Raw genomic sequence first — 16,790 nt, 5'->3', positions numbered from 1 at the left:
TAAGGGCTCAGGCTCAGCGCTCCAAGATGGCAACGACGCCCTGGCCGCCGGCGGCGCAAATCGAGATCAGGCCGCGGCCCGAACCCTTTTGCGCCAGCATCTTGGCCAGCGAGGCCACGATGCGGCCACCGGTGGCGGCGAAGGGATGGCCCGCGGCCAGCGAAGAACCGTTGATGTTGAGCTTGCTGCGGTCGATGCTCCCCAGGGGCTGGTCCAGGCCCAGGCGTTCCTTGCAGTACTTGCCATCTTCCCAGGCCTTCAGCGTGCACAGCACCTGCGCGGCGAAGGCTTCGTGGATTTCATAGAAATCGAAGTCCTGCAGCTTGATGCCGGCGCGCTCCAGCATGCGGGGCACGGCGTAGGCCGGGGCCATCAGCAGGCCTTCCTTCTTGTTGAAGAAGTCCACCGCAGCGACTTCGCTGAAGGTGATGTAGGCCAGCACGGGCAGGTTGTTGGCCTGGGCCCACGCCTCGCTGCCCAGCAGCACGGCCGAGGCGCCGTCGGTCAGGGGCGTGGAGTTGCCCGGGGTCAGCGTGCCCTGGCCGGGCGCGACCTTCTTGTCAAAGCAAGGCTTGAGCGAGCGCAGCTTCTCGATGCTCAGGCCTTCGCGCAGGTTGTTGTCCTTGCTCACGCCCTTGAAGGGGGTGATGAGGTCGGCGAAGAAACCGTCCTTGTAGGCACGCGCCAGGTTGGCGTGGCTGGCCACGGCGAGTTGGTCCTGCTCCTCGCGGGGGATGCCCCATTCGCGCGCCATCAGCTCGGCGTGCTCGCCCATCGAGAAGCCGGTGCGCGGCTCGCCGTTCTTCGGGATGGCCGGCTTCATCAGCATGCTCGGGCGGATCTGGGACATCACCTTGAGCTGGGCCATCGTGCCCTTGGCGCGGTTGGCCTCCATCAGGATCTTGCGCATCTTTTCGTTGATGCCGATGGGCGCATCAGAGGTGGTGTCCACACCGCCGCCAATGCCGCACTCGATGTGGCCCAGGGCGATCTTGTTGGCCACCAGCATGATGGCTTCCAGGCCGGTGCCGCAGGCCTGTTGCAGGTCGTAGGCGGGGGTCTCGGGCGCCAGGGTCGTGGACAGCACGCACTCGCGCACCAGGTTGAAGTCACGGCTGTGCTTCATCACGGCGCCAGCGGCGACATCGCCCAGGCGCTTGCCATGCAGGTTGAAGCGATCGACCAGGCCCTGCAGGGTGGCGGTCAGCATCTCCTGGTTGGAGACGTTGGAATAGACGGAGTTGGAGCGAGCAAACGGGATGCGGTTGCCACCGATGATGGCAACGCGACGGACGGTGGTGTTCATGGGCAGGTGCCTTTCAAGGATTCAGGGATGTTCAGTAGGTGACGCGGCCGCGCAGGTGGGGCTTGTCGCCCTTGGCGTTGCGAACTTCGAAAAGAGCGCCGTCTTCGCTGCGGATGGCCCACAGAGAAGCGCGCGCGGGCAGGAACAGCGGGGTTTTGAACTCGACGATGACCTCCGCCTGCGCCACCGCCTCGCGCGGCATCAGCGTGGCCAGGGCGCGGGCCTTGGTCCACATGCCGTGGGCAATCGCTTTGCGAAAACCGAGGAACTTGGCGGTGAGCGCCGAGAGGTGGATGGGGTTGATGTCGCCCGAGACGCGGCCATAGCTGCGGCCGATGCTGGCGCCGGCGAAGAAGTCGGCCTGGTGCGACAGCGGACGCTCATCGACCAACTGGCTGGTGTAGGGCTCGCCCTTGGGCTGGCGCACGCCCAGGCGCAGCAGCGTCCAGGTGCTCTCCCACACCACCTCGCCACCGCGCAGGGCGCGGGCGTGCAGTGTGAAGGCCTGGCCCTTGTCGTGCGCGATCAGCTCGCCCGTGCGCATCTCGATGCGCAGCACGTCTTCCACATGGATGCGCTGCAGCAGCCGGGCGCTGTTGGCCAGGTGCACCAGCCCCATCGCAGGCCAGGGAAAGCGCCGCGAACCGAACAGCATCATGGCCAGCGGGAAGGCGTCCAGGTGCGGGAACAGCATGGGCACACCGTGCGCCTTGCTGAAGCCACACACCTTGGCATAGGCCGCCACGCGCTTGGCATCGACAACCACGCGCGGGCGCACATAGGTCACCTCGGGCAGGGCCTCGACCACGCCGGGACGCTTGCTGCTGGAGCGCAAGGCGCCCAGGTTGAGCGACAGCGCGCTGGGCAGCTTGTTGACTTCGATGATTTTCATGGGCGTTGTGCCAGTGAAGTGCCGGTGGTGTCGGTGCGCAACTCAGGCGCCGATCAGGCTCTGGCCGCACACGCGGATCACGTTGCCCGTGATGCCGGCCGATGCGGGGCTGGCGAACCAGCCGATGGCCTCGGCCACGTCGATGGGCTGGCCGCCCTGGCTCATGGAGTTCATGCGGCGGCCGGCTTCGCGGATGGCAAACGGGATGGCGGCCGTCATGGCCGTTTCGATGAAGCCCGGGGCCACGGCGTTGATGGTGATGCCCTTCTCGGCAAAGATCGGCGCGCTGGCCTGCACCATGCCGACCACACCGGCCTTGGAGACGGCGTAGTTGGTCTGGCCCATGTTGCCGGCGACGCCCGAAATGGACGACACGCAGACGATGCGGCCACCGGTCTTCAGCGCGCCACTTTCAACGAGGGCCTCGTTGATGCGCTCTTGGGTGGACAGGTTGACGTTCATGACGAGCTGCCAGAGGTGCTCCTTCATGTTGGCGATGGTCTTGTCGCGGGTGATGCCGGCGTTGTGCACGACCACGTCCCAGCCGCCGTCGGCCTTGGCGGCATCCACCAGCTTTTGCGGCGCTTCGGGCGAACCGATGTCCAGCGCCAGCGCCGTGCCACCGATCTGCTTGGCGACCTCGTTGAGGCCTTCCTGGGCCTGGGGCACGTCCAGGGCGATGACGTGGGCACCGTCGCGGGCCATGCACTCGGCAATGGCGGCACCGATGCCGCGCGAGGCGCCCGTCACCAGCACCTTCTTGCCGGCCAGGGGCTGGTCCCAGTTGGCGGGCGCGACGTTGTCGCCCACTGGCGCGCCGATGCGGATGACCTGCGCCGACACATAGGCCGAGCGCGGCGACAGCAGGAAGCGCAGGGTGGATTCGACCTGGCTTTCGGCGCCTTCGGCCACATAGACCAGCTGGGCGTTGCTGCCCTTCTTGAGCTCCTTGCCCAGCGAGCGCGTCAGGCCTTCCAGGCCGCGCTGGATGGTGGCCTGGCGCGGCGAGGTGCAGGCCTCAGGCGGACGGCCCAGCACGACGACGCGACCGCAAGGCAGCAGCGAGCGGGCGGCATCGTGGAAGAACCAGTACAGCGCGTCGGACTGGGTGGAGTCGGTCAGGCCGGTGGCGTCGAACACCAGGGCCTTGACCTTCTCGCCGGGCTGGCCGTTGTTGCCCCAGCGGCCGGTGGTCAGGCCGGCCTTGTTGGCCACGGCCACCCACTGCGGCAGGCGCTCGTGGGCCAGGGTCTGCACACCGATGCGCTGGAACACGCCGGCCAGGGCCTCCAGCATTTGCGGTTCACCGCCGCCGCCCACCAACACCGTGCCCTTGACCACGGGCTGGCCGGCCTGGTAACGCTCCAGCGGCATCGGCTTGGGCAGGCCCAAAGCATTGACCAGCTTGGCCCCGACGTTGGAGTTGGCGAAATCGATGTATCCGTCTTTCATGGAGAGGCTCGCATTGCTGAAGGCCGGTGGACGTGCACAGTCCGGTGTGGCCAGGTTGTCAAAAAGGCCCGCCCCATCGGCAGGCCACGTCGGGGAATCAGGGCGCGTTGGCTGGCGGGGCGATGCCGATTTGCGCCACGCCGGGGATGCTGGCCATGGCGCCGAACAGGGTGGCGTCTTCCGGCCCAGGCAGCGGGGCTTTCAGGGCGGCGACCATCAGGGAGGCCAGGCGCGACAGGATCACGGCTTCGTGGTCACCTTGCTGCTGGGTGAATTCGCGGATCAGGCGCTGGGTGTTGCCGCCGGCCAGGATGCCGGACAGCGCGCCCATGGCGAAGTTCAGGCGAAAGCCCAGGTCTTCGCGACTGAGCTCGGGCAAGGTGCGCTGGAAGGCAAAGAAGAAGCGGCCCAGCGTCTGGATGTAATTGGTCTGGATGAAGTCGCGCACCACGGGCGAGGGGTCGGTGTAGGCCCGGCCGATGAAGTGCAGGAAGCTGTCGGCCATGGGCGACTCGCTGCGGAAAATCCGCACCGCGGGCAGGAACAGCGCCACCAGCACGTGCTCGCAGCTCATGCGCTCGCCGTAAGCCGCCTCGAAGGCGTCCAGCATGGCCAGGCGCTGGCCGTCCAGCGGGTCCAGGCGGCGTGCCAGCACGGCGTGGATGAGCGCGTCCTTGGAGCCGAAGTGGTAGTTCACCGCGGCCAGGTTGACGCCGGCCGTGCTGGTGATCTGGCGCATCGACATGGAATCGAAGCCGCCACCGATGAACAGGGCCTCCGCCGCGTCCAGGATGCGGGTCTTGGTGTCTGCCGGGGAAAGGCGGGGCGCGGCCGTGGCCATGAGGGTGTCTCCAGGTGTCTGTCGGTGGGCCAACAGTACAGACGTTTCAAACGTCCGTTTTATCGTCAGGGGCGTATGGTAGTCGAGCCGACCGCGGTTGACACCGCTTTGACCCCACAAAATGGGTCACTCCCCACAAGTCCGGGGTGAACGGGGGCCGTGCAAGGCGGATCTTCCTGAGGGACGGGCCGGCGCGGCGCTCGCTATGATCCCGGGCATCCAGAGCGAGGCCCCCATGTCCACCATCCTGTACCTGACCCAGATCCAGTTCGAGTTCGGCGCCGTGCGCCTGCTGGCCAGCGAGTGCGAGCGCGTCGGCATCCGCCGTCCGCTGGTCGTGACCGATGCGGGCGTGCGCGCCGCCGGCGTCCTGCAGAAGGCGCTGGACGCGCTGGCCGACCTGCCCGTCACCGTCTTCGATCAGACGCCGCCCAACCCGACCGAGGCCTCGGTGCGCGCGGCGCACGAGGTGTGGCAAGCCTCGGGCTGCGACGGCCTGATCGCCGTGGGCGGTGGCTCCAGCATCGACCTGGCCAAAGGCCTGGCCATCATGGCCACGCACCCGGGCCCGCTGACCACCTACGCGACCATCGAAGGCGGTTCGCCCAAGATCACGCCGCAGGCCGCGCCGCTGATCGCCGTGCCGACCACCGCGGGCACGGGCTCGGAGGTGGCGCGCGGCGCCATCGTCATCGTGGACGACGGCCGCAAGCTGGGCTTCCACTCCTGGAACCTGATGCCCAAGGCCGCCATCCTCGACCCGGAACTCACGCTCGGCCTGCCCCCGATGCTGACCGCCGCCACCGGCATGGACGCCATCGCGCACTGCATGGAAACCTTCATGTCGGCGGCGTTCAACCCACCGGCCGATGGCATCGCGCTCGATGGCCTGGAGCGCGCCTGGGCCCACATCGAGCGCGCCACGAAAGACGGCAGCGACCGCGAGGCCCGCCTGAACATGATGAGCGCCTCCATGCAGGGCGCCATGGCCTTCCAGAAAGGGCTGGGCGCGGTGCACAGCCTCAGCCACAGCCTGGGCGGCGTGAACCCCAAGCTGCACCACGGCACCTTGAACGCCATGTTCCTGCCCGCCGTGGTGGCCTTCAATGCGGAGGCCGAGTCCATGCAGAAGGACCGCCGCCTGGCCCGCATGGCCCACGCCATGGGCCTGGGCTCGCAGGGTGACATCCCCGCGGCGATCAAGGACATGAACGCCCGCCTGGGCCTGCCCACGGGCCTGGCCGCGCTCGGCGTTCAGCGCGAATGGTTCGACAAGGTCATCACCGGCGCGATGGCCGACCACTGCCACAAGACCAACCCGCGCGTGGCCACGCCCGAGCAGTACCGCGCCTTGCTCGAAGCGTCGATGTGAGCTTCAGCCGTCCGCCAGCGGGGTGCTGCTCGGCACCTCGCGCGCCACCATCACCTGGTCGATGCGGTAGCTGTCCACGTCGAGCACCTCGAAGCGCCAGCCGCCCCAGCTGACCTTGTCGGTCTTGCGCGGGATGCGGCGCAGCATCACCATCATGAAACCCGCCAGGGTCTCGTACTCGTCCTGCTGCGGCAGGTGATCGAGGTCGAGCGCGCGCAGCACGTCCGGAATGGGCGTGGCGCCGTCGATCAGCCAGGAATCGGCGTCGCGCTGCACGATCTGGTCGTCGTCCATGGGCGCCACCAGGCTGCCCATCACCGTGCTCATCACGTCGTTGATGGTGATGATGCCCACGACCAGGCTGTACTCGTTGAGGATGACGGCGAAGTCCTCGAAGGCCTGGCGGAACTGCTGCAGCACCTCCGAGAGGCTGATGCGCTCCGGCACGATCAGCACCTTCTTGATCAGGCCCGGCGCCTGCAGCGAAATCGGCTGGCCGTTGAAGACGCGGCTGAGCAGGTCTTTCGAATCGACATAGCCGACCACGTGGTCGATGTCGCCGTCGCAGACCAGGTAGGTCGAGTGCGGGAACTGCTCGATGCGCGCGCGGATCAGGGCCTCGCTGTCGTCGAGCAGCAGGTGAACGATGCGGTCGCGCGAGGTCATGGCGCTGGTGACGAGGCGGGTGTCGAGCTCGAACACGTTCTCGATGACCTGCTGCCCGGTCAGCGCCAGCACGCCGGCATCGGCACCGGCCTGCGCCATCGCCAGGATGTCGTCGGAGGTGACGGCCTCGTCGCGGCGCTCGGGCAGGCCCAGCAGCTTGAACAGCAGGTCGGTCAGGCGCTTGAAGCACCACACCAGCGGGCGGAACGCCGCCAGCACCAGCAGCATGGGCCCGACCACGCGCACCGCGACCTGCTCGGGCGCGACCATGCCCAGGCGCTTGGGGAAGAGGTCGGCCAGCAAGATGAACAGGCTGGTGACCAGCACGAAGGACAGCACCGAGGCGCTGGTCTCGATGTAGCCGGCGTCGAGCTGCAAGGCCTGCAGCAGGCGCGTGGCCATGGGCGAGAAAGCGCCCTCGCCCACCACGCCGCCCAGGATGGCCACGGCGTTCATGCCGATCTGCAAGGCGGTGAAGAAGTCGCCGGGCTCGTCCTGGACAGCCAGCACGCGCTGGGCGCGCCAGTCACCGTGGTCGGCCAGTTGGCGCAGGCGCACGCGGCGCGACGCGGCCACGGCCAGTTCGGTCAGGGAGAAGAAAGCGCTGGCGGCAATCAGGGCCGCGATCAGCAACAGCGCGACGATCGGGTCTGAGGACATGATTTGGAGTGTAACGACAGCCTCACAACGCCCTCAACACATCCACCGGGCACCCACCGTCCAGCCATGCCTGCCACTCCTGCGCCATTTGCTCGGAGCGCACCACCGCCTCGGTCCAGACCTTCATGCGCTGCTGCGGCGGCAGGCTTTTGAAGTCGGTGCGGTCGGGCAGCTTGCCGCCGGGCAGCGTGCGCACCCACTCGGGGTTGGGGCACAGCAGCACCATGTTGCTCAAGGCCGGCGTGGCGCGGTGGCGCCAGCGCAGGCCCTTGTCCAGCCAGCCGGGCACGACCTGTTGCTGGAAGTGCGGGTAGAGCACCAGGCCGGGCTTCATCTGGTTGTAGGGCCAGTGCACGTGGTAGTCCACCAGGCCGCCGTCCCAGTGGGTGCCGGGCCGCGCGCCGGGGATGTGCGGCACGCCTTCCAGCATGAAGGGGATGCTGCAGGACGCCAGCATGGCCGGGATGAAGTTGGCTTCGGTCAGCGCCACGTGCTGCGTGGGCAGGTCGCGCAGGGGCACGGGCAGCGGCTCGCCGGGCGAGGAGAACACGTGGCGCTCCAGGAACAGGCCCACGGCCTTGCGCGAGAGCGCATTCGTCAGCGCCAGGCCGGCGAAGCCCGCCGCCGTGCGCGCCGGGGTGTTCTGCCGCAGGATCTGCCGGCCCTTGGAGGTCAGCACGTGCAGGCGCCAGCGCGGGTGGTTGAGCAAGGCGGCGGTGTCGCGGCCGAAGAAGTCCTGCAGGGTCTGCGTGAAGCCGGCGGTGATGCGCGCCGCCGAGGGGAATGTGCGCCCCGCCTCGGGCTCGATGTGCTGGTGGATGTAGCCGTGCGACAGCTCGGCGAAGGCGCGGATGGGGTCGGGCATGGCGGCCGTGGCCATGCGCCAGGCGCCAATCGACGCGCCCACGAGGTGCACCGTGTGGCCGCCCATGGGCAGCCAGCGGCCGAAGATCTGCTGGTCGAGGTGGGTGAGCATCAGCCCCTTGGGGCCACCGGCGGCGGCGGGCACCACGCGGATGTCCTGCGGGCGCAGGCCCTGGGTGGCGATGTGCTGGCGGGCGCGCTCGCCGACGTGGATGTGCAGTGCTTTCATGGCGCTTCGGCAGGCAAGGCCAACAACTCGGCTTCCAGGCGCCTGATGCCCTTCACCAGATTTTTGAAAGTGGGCGAGCGTTCGTTGGCCAGGTCCAGGTGCGGCCCGATCAAGCGCGACGCACCCACCTTCTGGTAAGCCCCTTGCGTCAGCTTGCGCAGCTCATCGCTTGGGCTGCCCAGGTGGTCAGGCTGTCTGAACTTGGCACTGGCTTGATGCTTGCTCAGCCCAGTCACGCCCAGCGCACGCTCCACAGCAGCGAGGTCAGCCAAGTAAATGGTTTCCAGCTCCTTGCACGCCACCCGCACCAGCGACACCGCACCGCGCCCTGCGTCTGCGCAAAGCCTCAGCAGCTTGTGCTTGACGACGGTGCAATCAGGCGCGCTGTCCTGGTCCCGCAAGACGATGAAACGGGCCTGTGGGTTGAGGTAGCCACGCAAGCGCCGGGTCAGCTGTTTCTCCAGGTCCTGCTTGCCCTCGAAAGGAATCAGGCGGACATGGATGTCAGGGGCCAGCATGCGCGGCAACAGCCCCTGCAACATGGCCTGTGCCGAAGGCTCTTCCAGGAAAAAAACCAGCTCTTTCATACCGGGTCGGCGCCCTCGAAAAAGCCCTGCTTCCACAGGTAGCCCATCTGGTCACCTTCGGCCATGTAGGCAGCGATCTGGGCATCGTCGCGGGCACGCCTGATCTCGGTGGCGCCTTCGCGCTTGACCAGCCAGCACACCTCCTCCAGGTTGACCGCGTTCAGGAAGTCCGGCGAGTGCGTGGACACCAGCACCTGCCCACCCCGCTGTGCGTACAGCCGGAACTCCTCGGCCAACTCGCCCATCAGCTTGGGGTAGAGCTGGTTTTCCGGCTCCTCCACACACAGCAGCGGGTGCGGCTTCGGGTCGTGCAGCAGCACGAGGTAGGCGAACATCTTGATCGTGCCGTCGGACACATAGCGGTCCAGGAACGGCGTTTTGAAGGTGCCATCTTGAAAGCGCAGGGTCAGGTAGCCATCGGCCATCAACTCGGGCGTGACCGACGCGATGCCCGGCACGCGGCGCGCCATCACGTCCAACATCTCCTTGAAAGCCTCGGGGTGCTGCTCGAACAGGTAGCGCGCCACCAGCGGCAGGTTGTCCCCCGTTTCGGACAGGTGCTCCGACTCGCCCGACGCCTCCTTGCGGCCCCGTGCGGCGTTGATGTGGAAGTCCGACACGTGCCAGGACTCGATCAGCTGCCTGAACGCCGTGGCCGCCTTGAAGCGCTCAAACTGCCCCAGGCCCTTGATGGCCAGGGTGTCGGGCGCCACCTTCTGCGACTCCCGATCCAGCTCCTCGTCGCCCTTCTGGAAGTCTTCCTCGTTGGTGATGGCAAAGCCCTCGCCGTTGGTGAAGTCCAGGAAGCGGTAAGGGCTGCCATAACGCCCCCGCTTGTAGCGCAGGATTTCGCGCTGAACGATGGGTTGGCCCGCACGCTCCGCGATTTCCAGCGAGTAGGTCACCAGCCGCTCCACACCCGTGATCTGCATGCGGTACTGGATCTCGATGAGGATGGTCGGGTCGGTGGCGTCGCGGCTCAACACTTCGCGAAAGCGGCCCCGCGCATCCAGGGCCTGCCGCACATTGCCCTTGAGGCAGTCGTGCAAGAAGCCGAACACATCGAACAGGGTGGACTTGCCGGCCCCATTGGCGCCCACCACGACCAGGAAGTTCGGGATGTCGGTCAGGTGCACATCGCGGAACACCTTGTAGTTCTTCAGTCGGATGGATTCGATTCTCACGGCACGCCCTCTCAAAGGCTGGGGTGTTGGTGGTGTGGTCTTGGGCTTTGCCGAACTGTATCGGATGGGCAGCGCCAAGCCGCCACACCCCTTTGGCAGAATCCCCCGCATGACGACACAAGCACACACCCAGGGAAACCCGGCCAGCGCCGAAGCTCAGACCCAAGCCCAAGCCCAGGCACAGGCCGCCGCACTCGCGCTCATCGCCAAATGGCAAGGCAAGGATGGCAGCGAGCGCGCCAACTACCAGATGTTCATCACCGAGCTGTGCGACGTGCTCGGCGTGCCCCGCCCCGAGCCCGCCCACCACGACCAGCGCGAGAACCCCTATGTGTTCGAGCGCCGCGTGCGCATGGCCTTTGGCGATGGCAACGACACCAGCTGCTTCCTCGACTGCTACCGCCGCGATGCCTTCGTGCTGGAGGCCAAAAAGATCCGCACCGCGCCGCACACCCAGGGCTTCCAGACGGCCATGCTCGGTGCGCGCCAGCAAGCGGAAAACTACGCCCGCGCCCTGCCGCAAAGCGAGGGCCGCCCGCCTTTCCTGATCGTCATCGACGTCGGCCACGTCATCGAGCTCTACGCCGAGTTCTCGCGCAGCGGCGGCACCTACACGCCCTTCCCCGACACGCGCAGCCACCGCATCGCGCTGGTCGATCTGGCCCAGCCCCAGGTGCGCGAGCGCCTGCGCAAGGTCTGGATGGCACCGATGTCGCTGGACCCGGCGCGCTTGAGCGCCGAGGTCACGCGCGATGTGGCCGCCAAGCTCGCCGAGGTGGCGCGCTCGCTGGAAGACGCCGGCCACCCCTCCGAGCAGGTCGCGGCCTTCCTGACGCGTGCGCTGTTTTGCATGTTCGCCGAAGACGTGGCCCTGCTGCCGCGCGACAGCTTCCGCACCCTGCTGGAGCGCCACATCGACGAGCCCGACGCGCTGCAGCGCCAGTTGCGCGTGCTCTGGCGCGACATGGACACGGGCGACTACAACGGCGCGCTCAACGCGCAACTGCTGCGCTTCAACGGCAAGATCTTCAAAGGCCATGCGCAAGACGGCTACGTGCTGCCCCTGAGCAAGCCGCAGATCAGGCTGCTGCTGCGCGCCGCCCAGGCCGACTGGACCGCCGTGGAACCCGCCATCTTCGGCACCCTGCTGGAGCGCGCCCTCAACCCCACCGAGCGCCACGCCCTCGGCGCCCACTACACGCCGCGCGCCTACGTGGAGCGCCTGGTGCTGCCCACCGTGATCGAGCCCTTGCGCGCCCAGTGGGCCGACGCCCAGGCCGCCGCCCTGCTGCTGGCCAGCGAAGCACAGGCCCTGCAGCACCCGCTCGATGCCAAAGGCAAGCCGAAGGCCCCCACGGCCAAGCAGGTGAGCCAGGCCGCCAAGGCCATGAACGAGGCGCGCGCCACCGTGCGCCAGTTCCACCACCAGCTGTGCACCGTGCGCGTGCTGGACCCGGCCTGCGGCAGCGGCAACTTCCTGTACGTGACGCTGGAACACCTCAAGCGCCTGGAAGGCGAGGTGCTCAACCAGCTGCACGACCTGGGCGACACCCAAAGCAAGCTCGGCCTGGAGGGCGAAACCGTCACGCCCAAGCAGCTGCTGGGCATCGAGCTCAACCAGCGCGCCGCCGCCCTGGCCGAGCTGGTGCTGTGGATCGGGCATTTGCAGTGGCACATCCGCACCCAGGGCGCCGCCAGCGTGGCCGAGCCCGTGGTGCACGACTTCGGCAACATCGCGCACCGCGACGCCGTGCTGGCCTGCGATGGCCAGGAGCCCGCCCTCGATGCCCAAGGCCACGCCCTGACCCGCTGGGACGGCGTCACCCACAAGCCCCACCCCGTGACGGGCCTGCCCGTGCCCGACGAGGCCGCGCAAACGCCGCAGTGGCGCTACCTGAACCCGCGCCCGGCCGCCTGGCCGCAGGCCGACTACATCGTGGGCAACCCGCCGTTCATTGGTGCCAGCACGATGCGGGCTGCGCTGGGCGATGGCTATGTGGAGGCCCTGCGCGCCGCCTGGCCCGGCGTGCCCGACAGCGCCGATTTCGTCATGCACTGGTGGGACCACGCCGCCACCCTGACCCGCCAGGGCGCCGTGCGGCAGTTTGGCCTCATCACCACCAACAGCCTGCGCCAGACCTTCAACCGCCGCGTCATCGAGGCCCACCTGTCAGATGGCAAAGCCCCGCTGCACCTGCGCTTTGCCGTGCCCGACCACCCCTGGGTGGACAGCGCCGCCGGGGCCGCCGTGCGCATTGCCATGACCGTGGGCGCCGCAGGCACCGGCGAAGGCCGCCTGCTGAGCGTGAGCAGCGAAACCGCCGGCGAGCACGACGAGGTGGCCGTGGCCCTGACCGGCCAAACCGGTGTGGTCCATGCCGACCTGCGCGTGGGCGCCAACGTGGCCGGGGCCGTGGCCTTGCGGGCCAACATGGGCATTTCAAACCGCGGGCATGAACTGGGTAGCGCCGGCTTCATCGTCACGCCGGACGAGGCCGCTGCGCTGGGCCTGGGCCGCGAGCCGGGGCTGGAGCGCCATATCCGCGCCTACCGCAATGGCCGAGACCTGACAGCCACGCCGCGCGGGTCGATGGTGATCGACCTGTTCGGCCTGGACGCCGATGCCGTGCGCAACCGCTACCCCGCCATTTACCAGTGGCTGCACGACCGGGTGAAGCCGGAGCGCGACGTGAACCGCATGGCATCCGTCCGCGAAAGTTGGTGGCTTCATCGCAGACTTCGTGGAGACATGCGCCAGCAACTGGCCAACCTCCCCCGCTACATCGCCACCGTCGAAACCACCAAGCACCGCGTCTTCCAGTTCCTCGATGCCGATGTGCTGCCTGACAACATGCTGATCGCCATCGCCCTGGACGACGCCCTGCCCCTGGCCGTGCTGTCCAGCACCGTGCACGGCGAATGGGCCCTGGCCACCGGCAGCCGCCTCGGCGTGGGCAACGACCCGCGCTACAACAAAACCCGCTGCTTCGAAACCTTCCCCTTCCCCGCCGACGACACCGGCTTCGCCCCCGCCAGCCCCCTCGCCAACACCCTGCGCGCCCGCGCCGAAGCCATCGACGCCCACCGCAAGCGCGTGCTCGCATCCACCGAAGGCCAGGCCGCGGGCCTGACGCTGACCGGGCTCTACAACGTGCTCGAAGCCCTGCGCGCCGGCCGCCCCCTCAGCGCCAAGGAAAAGCAGCACCACGATGCCGGCCTGGCCGGCGTGCTGCTGAGCCTGCACACCGAGCTCGACGCCGCCGTGCTGCAGGCCTACGGCTGGGCCGACCTGGGCGAGGTGCCCTGGGGCCACGGCGCGGGCAGCACGGGCGGCGACAGCAGCGAGGGCCAGTTGAGCGCCCGCCAGGCCTGGACGGACGCCCTGCTCGGCCGCCTCGTCGCCCTGAACGCCCGCCGCGCCGCCGAAGAAGCCAACGGCACCGTGCGCTGGCTGCGCCCCGCCTTCCAGGACCCGGCGCAGCGCGCCGCAGCGGCCACGCAAAGCGCTCTGCCCTTGGCCACCGTGGCCCCATCTGCCGCTGGCTCGGGCAGCGATGCCGCCGGCCGCGACGCGCCCGATGGCGGGGCAGCGTTGGAGGCATCGGAAGGGTCGGAGGCCGCGGAGGCCACAGATGCAGCGGCCTCATCGCAAGGTGCAGGCGCCCAACGCGCCCGCCAGCCCTGGCCCGCCGAACTGCCAGAGCAAATGCGCGCCGTGGCCGACGCCCTGCAAACCAGCCCCTCGCCGCTGAGCGAAGCCCAGCTCGCCGACCGCTTCACCGGGCGCGGCCCCTGGAAAAAGCGCCTGCCGCAGATCCTCGACACCCTCACGGCCCTGGGCCGCGCGCAGGCCACCCAGCAGGGCGCTGCCGCGGCGTGGCGGGGGGCATGAGCCGCGCCCGGAACTGCCCGCCTTTCGCGGGCCACCTCCGCTTGCGGCTTGCGCACACCGCCGCCTGAGCGTTTTTCCCCAGCCTTCCTGCTCTGAGCTCGGCCCGCACACCTCCGAGGTGCATGCGCCGAGCTTTTTGCTGCACCGCCCGAGCAAATCACGACACACGCGGAGCTCAGAGCTCGGCTTGCGCACCTTTGAGGTGCATGCACGGAGCTCTGAGCTCGGCGTGCCGAGCTGCGCATCTCCGCGCGCCGAGCTTTTTGCTCGGCTCACGCAGCAAAAAGGTGCGTCACTGCAGCTCTGAGCTCGGCGCGCGCACCTCCGAGGTGCGTGACCCGAGCACAAAGCTCGGCACGTGCAGCACGCAAGCCCCCACACGCCGCCAGGAAGGCCGCAAGCGCGGGACAATGGGCGCCATGAGCACCCCGCCACGCCGCCATCCCGTCATCCCCATCCGCGTGGCGAGTGCGCCGCCCGAAGCACTGAGCGCCGATCACGGCCACCCGCACGGCGAGCACGGCGGTCACAGCGAAGGCAGCCACGACCACAGCCACGACCATGGCGACTGCTGCACCTCCACGCTCACGCCGCCGCCCGCCGCCGCGGACGCGCCGCCCGGCACCCGGCCCGTGCGCTTTCGCATCGAGCAGATGGACTGCCCGACCGAGGAAGGCCTGATCCGCCAGAAGCTGGCGCCCATGGCCGGTGTGGCGCGCCTGGATTTCAACCTGCTGTCGCGCGAACTGACCGTGCACCACACCCTGGACGCGACCTTGCCGCTGGAAGCCGCCCTGGCCGACATCGGCATGGCGCCGCGCGTGCTGGCCGCCGGGCAAACCGTGCAGCCCCTGCCGCCGGCTGTGCCCACGCGCCAGCGCTGGCTGCTGGCCGCCTCTGGCCTGGCCGCGGTGGGCGCAGAGGCCGCCGCCTGGGCGACGGGCGTGGAGGTGTCGCTCCCGGTGATGGCACTGGCCGCGCTGTCGATGGGCCTGGCGGGCGGCCCGACCGCTCAGAAAGGCTGGATTGCGCTGCGCCACGCCACGCTGAACATCTACTTTCTGATGTCGCTGGCGGTGCTGGGTGCGCTGGTGATTGGCAAATGGTCCGAGGCGGCGATGGTGCTGTTCCTGTTCGCCGTGGCCGAAGCCATCGAGGCGCTGTCGCTGGAGCGGGCGCGCAAGGCGGTGCAGGCGCTGTCGGCGCTGGCGCCCGAGGTGGCCTGGGTGTGGTCTGCCAAGGCGAACGGTTCGGGTGATTGGGCCGAGCGCCCGGTGGCCGAGGTCGCCGTGGGCAGCCGCATCCGCGTGCGCGCCGGCGAGCGCGTGCCCTTGGACGCCGACATCACGCAGGGCCAGGGTGCGCTCAACGAGGCCGCCATCACCGGCGAGGGCCTGCCCGTGGACAAGGCCGTGGGCGACGCCCTGTTCGCCGGCAGCGTGCTGGCCGACGGCCTGATCGAAGCACGCACCACGGCCACGGCCAGCGGCGGCACGCTGGCGCGCATGGCCGCGGCCATCCAGCAAGCCCAGGCGCAGCGCGCGCCCACGCAGCGCTTTGTCGATGCCTTCGCGCGCTGGTACACGCCCGCCGTGGTGCTGCTGGCCCTCGGTGTGGCGCTGCTGGGGCCCTGGCTGAGCGCCACGCCTTCCGAGGGGTGGCAGCCCTGGGCTTACCAGGCCCTGGTGCTGCTGGTGATCGCCTGCCCCTGCGCGCTGGTGGTGTCCACCCCGGTGACGGTGGTGAGTGGCCTGGCCGCGGCGGCGCGCCTGGGCATCCTCGTCAAAGGCGGCGTGCACCTGGAGGCCGGGCGCCACCTGCGCGCCATCGCGCTGGACAAAACCGGCACGCTCACCGAAGGCCGCCCCGCCCTGACCGATTGCCAGGCCCTGCCCGGCGTGCAGGTGCACGGTGCCGCGTTGAGCGACGCCGAGGCCCTGCGCATCGCCGCCAGCCTGGACGCGGCCAGCACCCACCCGGTGGCCCGCGCGGTGGCGGCCGGCTGGCGCGAGCGGGTGGCCACGGCAGGGGCGACCCTCAGCCCGGTGCATGACTTCACCCTGCAAGCGGGCCGCGGCGTGCAAGGCACGGTCGATGGTCAGGCCTGGTGCCTCGGCCACGCGCGCTGGCTGCAGGAGAAAACCGCCGAGCAGGCTGGCGGCGCGCACCTGGGCCAGTTGGGCCAGGCCGTGGCCCGCCTGCAGGCGCTGGAAGCGCAGGGCCGCACGGCCTTCGTGCTGTTCAACGCCGATGGCCCGGCCGCCGTGCTGGGCGTGGCCGACACGCTGCGGCCCACCTCGGCCCAGGCCATCCAGGAACTGCAGGCCCTCGGCGTGCACACCGCCGTGCTGAGCGGCGACAACGCCCAGGCCGTGCGGCACGTGGCCGCGCAACTCGGTGTGGCAGACGCCCGCGGCGGCCTGCTGCCGCAGGACAAGCTCAGCGCCATCGAGGCCCTGAAAGCCGCGCATGGCCGCGTCGCCATGGTGGGCGACGGCGTCAACGACGCCCCTGCCCTGGCCCGCGCCGACATCGGCCTGGCCATGGGCGCGGCCGGCACCGCCACCGCGCTGGAAACCGCCGACGTGGCCATCATGGACGACGACCCCCGCAAGCTGGCCAGCTTCATCCGCCTGAGCCAGGCCACCGGCGCCATCCTCTGGCAGAACATCGCACTCGCCTTGGGCATCAAGGTGGTCTTCTTCGCGCTGGCCTTCACCGGCCAGGCCACGCTGTGGATGGCGGTGTTCGCCGACATGGGCGCCAGCCTGCTGGTCGTCTTCAATGGGCTCAGGCTGCTGCGATGGCGGCCATGACCTCGGGCCGGATCATTTAGGATCAGGCC

General features: G+C 69.1%; 11 protein-coding genes. 3 read left to right on the top strand and 8 right to left on the bottom strand.

What is annotated here, in order from left to right; translation table 11 throughout:
* Positions 1-13 precede the first annotated feature (13 nt).
* The 4 genes from EV672_RS06560 to EV672_RS06545 form a co-directional block, all read right to left on the bottom strand.
* Entirely contained in the window at positions 14-1,306 is a 1,293-nt protein-coding gene (locus EV672_RS06560) for an acetyl-CoA C-acetyltransferase (RefSeq protein WP_133607523.1), read from the bottom strand.
* 31 nt (positions 1,307-1,337) lie between these two features.
* Positions 1,338-2,198, bottom strand: coding sequence for a MaoC/PaaZ C-terminal domain-containing protein (locus EV672_RS06555; RefSeq protein ID WP_133607521.1), 861 nt, complete (start codon positions 2,196-2,198; stop codon positions 1,338-1,340).
* Between the two features lie 42 nt (positions 2,199-2,240).
* On the bottom strand, positions 2,241-3,650 hold the full coding sequence (locus EV672_RS06550) for a 3-oxoacyl-ACP reductase (protein WP_133607519.1): 1,410 nt from the start codon (positions 3,648-3,650) through the stop codon (positions 2,241-2,243).
* Positions 3,651-3,747: 97 nt separating this feature from the next.
* On the bottom strand, positions 3,748-4,491 hold the full coding sequence (locus EV672_RS06545; protein ID WP_133607517.1) for a TetR/AcrR family transcriptional regulator: 744 nt from the start codon (positions 4,489-4,491) through the stop codon (positions 3,748-3,750).
* Positions 4,492-4,726: 235 nt separating this feature from the next.
* Between EV672_RS06545 and gbd the strand changes: the two genes are divergently transcribed.
* Positions 4,727-5,863, top strand: coding sequence for a 4-hydroxybutyrate dehydrogenase (gene gbd, locus EV672_RS06540; RefSeq protein WP_133607515.1), 1,137 nt, complete (start codon positions 4,727-4,729; stop codon positions 5,861-5,863).
* A gap of 3 nt (positions 5,864-5,866) precedes the next feature.
* Here gbd and paeA read toward each other — a convergent pair whose 3' ends face one another.
* The 4 genes from paeA to EV672_RS06520 are packed head-to-tail and all read right to left on the bottom strand — an operon-like array spanning position 5,867 to position 10,053.
* Positions 5,867-7,189 (bottom strand): polyamine export protein PaeA, encoded by a 1,323-nt coding sequence (gene paeA, locus EV672_RS06535; protein ID WP_133607513.1) that lies wholly within the window; start codon positions 7,187-7,189, stop codon positions 5,867-5,869.
* A 22-nt stretch (positions 7,190-7,211) separates the two neighbouring features.
* On the bottom strand, positions 7,212-8,282 hold the full coding sequence (locus EV672_RS06530; RefSeq protein WP_133607511.1) for a patatin-like phospholipase domain-containing protein: 1,071 nt from the start codon (positions 8,280-8,282) through the stop codon (positions 7,212-7,214).
* Positions 8,279-8,869, bottom strand: coding sequence for a DUF4276 family protein (locus tag EV672_RS06525; protein WP_133607509.1), 591 nt, complete (start codon positions 8,867-8,869; stop codon positions 8,279-8,281). The genes EV672_RS06530 and EV672_RS06525 overlap by 4 nt, the downstream gene beginning before the upstream one ends.
* On the bottom strand, positions 8,866-10,053 hold the full coding sequence (locus EV672_RS06520) for an AAA family ATPase (RefSeq protein ID WP_133607508.1): 1,188 nt from the start codon (positions 10,051-10,053) through the stop codon (positions 8,866-8,868). Before EV672_RS06520 ends, EV672_RS06525 begins: the two co-directional genes overlap by 4 nt.
* Before the next feature lie 109 nt (positions 10,054-10,162).
* Between EV672_RS06520 and EV672_RS06515 the strand changes: the two genes are divergently transcribed.
* Positions 10,163-13,945 (top strand): class I SAM-dependent DNA methyltransferase, encoded by a 3,783-nt coding sequence (locus tag EV672_RS06515; RefSeq protein ID WP_243738564.1) that lies wholly within the window; start codon positions 10,163-10,165, stop codon positions 13,943-13,945.
* 419 nt (positions 13,946-14,364) lie between these two features.
* Positions 14,365-16,761 (top strand): heavy metal translocating P-type ATPase, encoded by a 2,397-nt coding sequence (locus tag EV672_RS06510; RefSeq protein WP_133607506.1) that lies wholly within the window; start codon positions 14,365-14,367, stop codon positions 16,759-16,761.
* Positions 16,762-16,790: the final 29 nt, after the last annotated feature.

Source organism: Aquabacterium commune, assembly GCF_004362855.1.
Lineage (GTDB): Bacteria > Pseudomonadota > Gammaproteobacteria > Burkholderiales > Burkholderiaceae_C > Aquabacterium > Aquabacterium commune.
The sequence above is the reverse complement of the archived record's forward strand: the minus strand, read 5'-3'. Positions and strand labels throughout refer to the sequence as shown.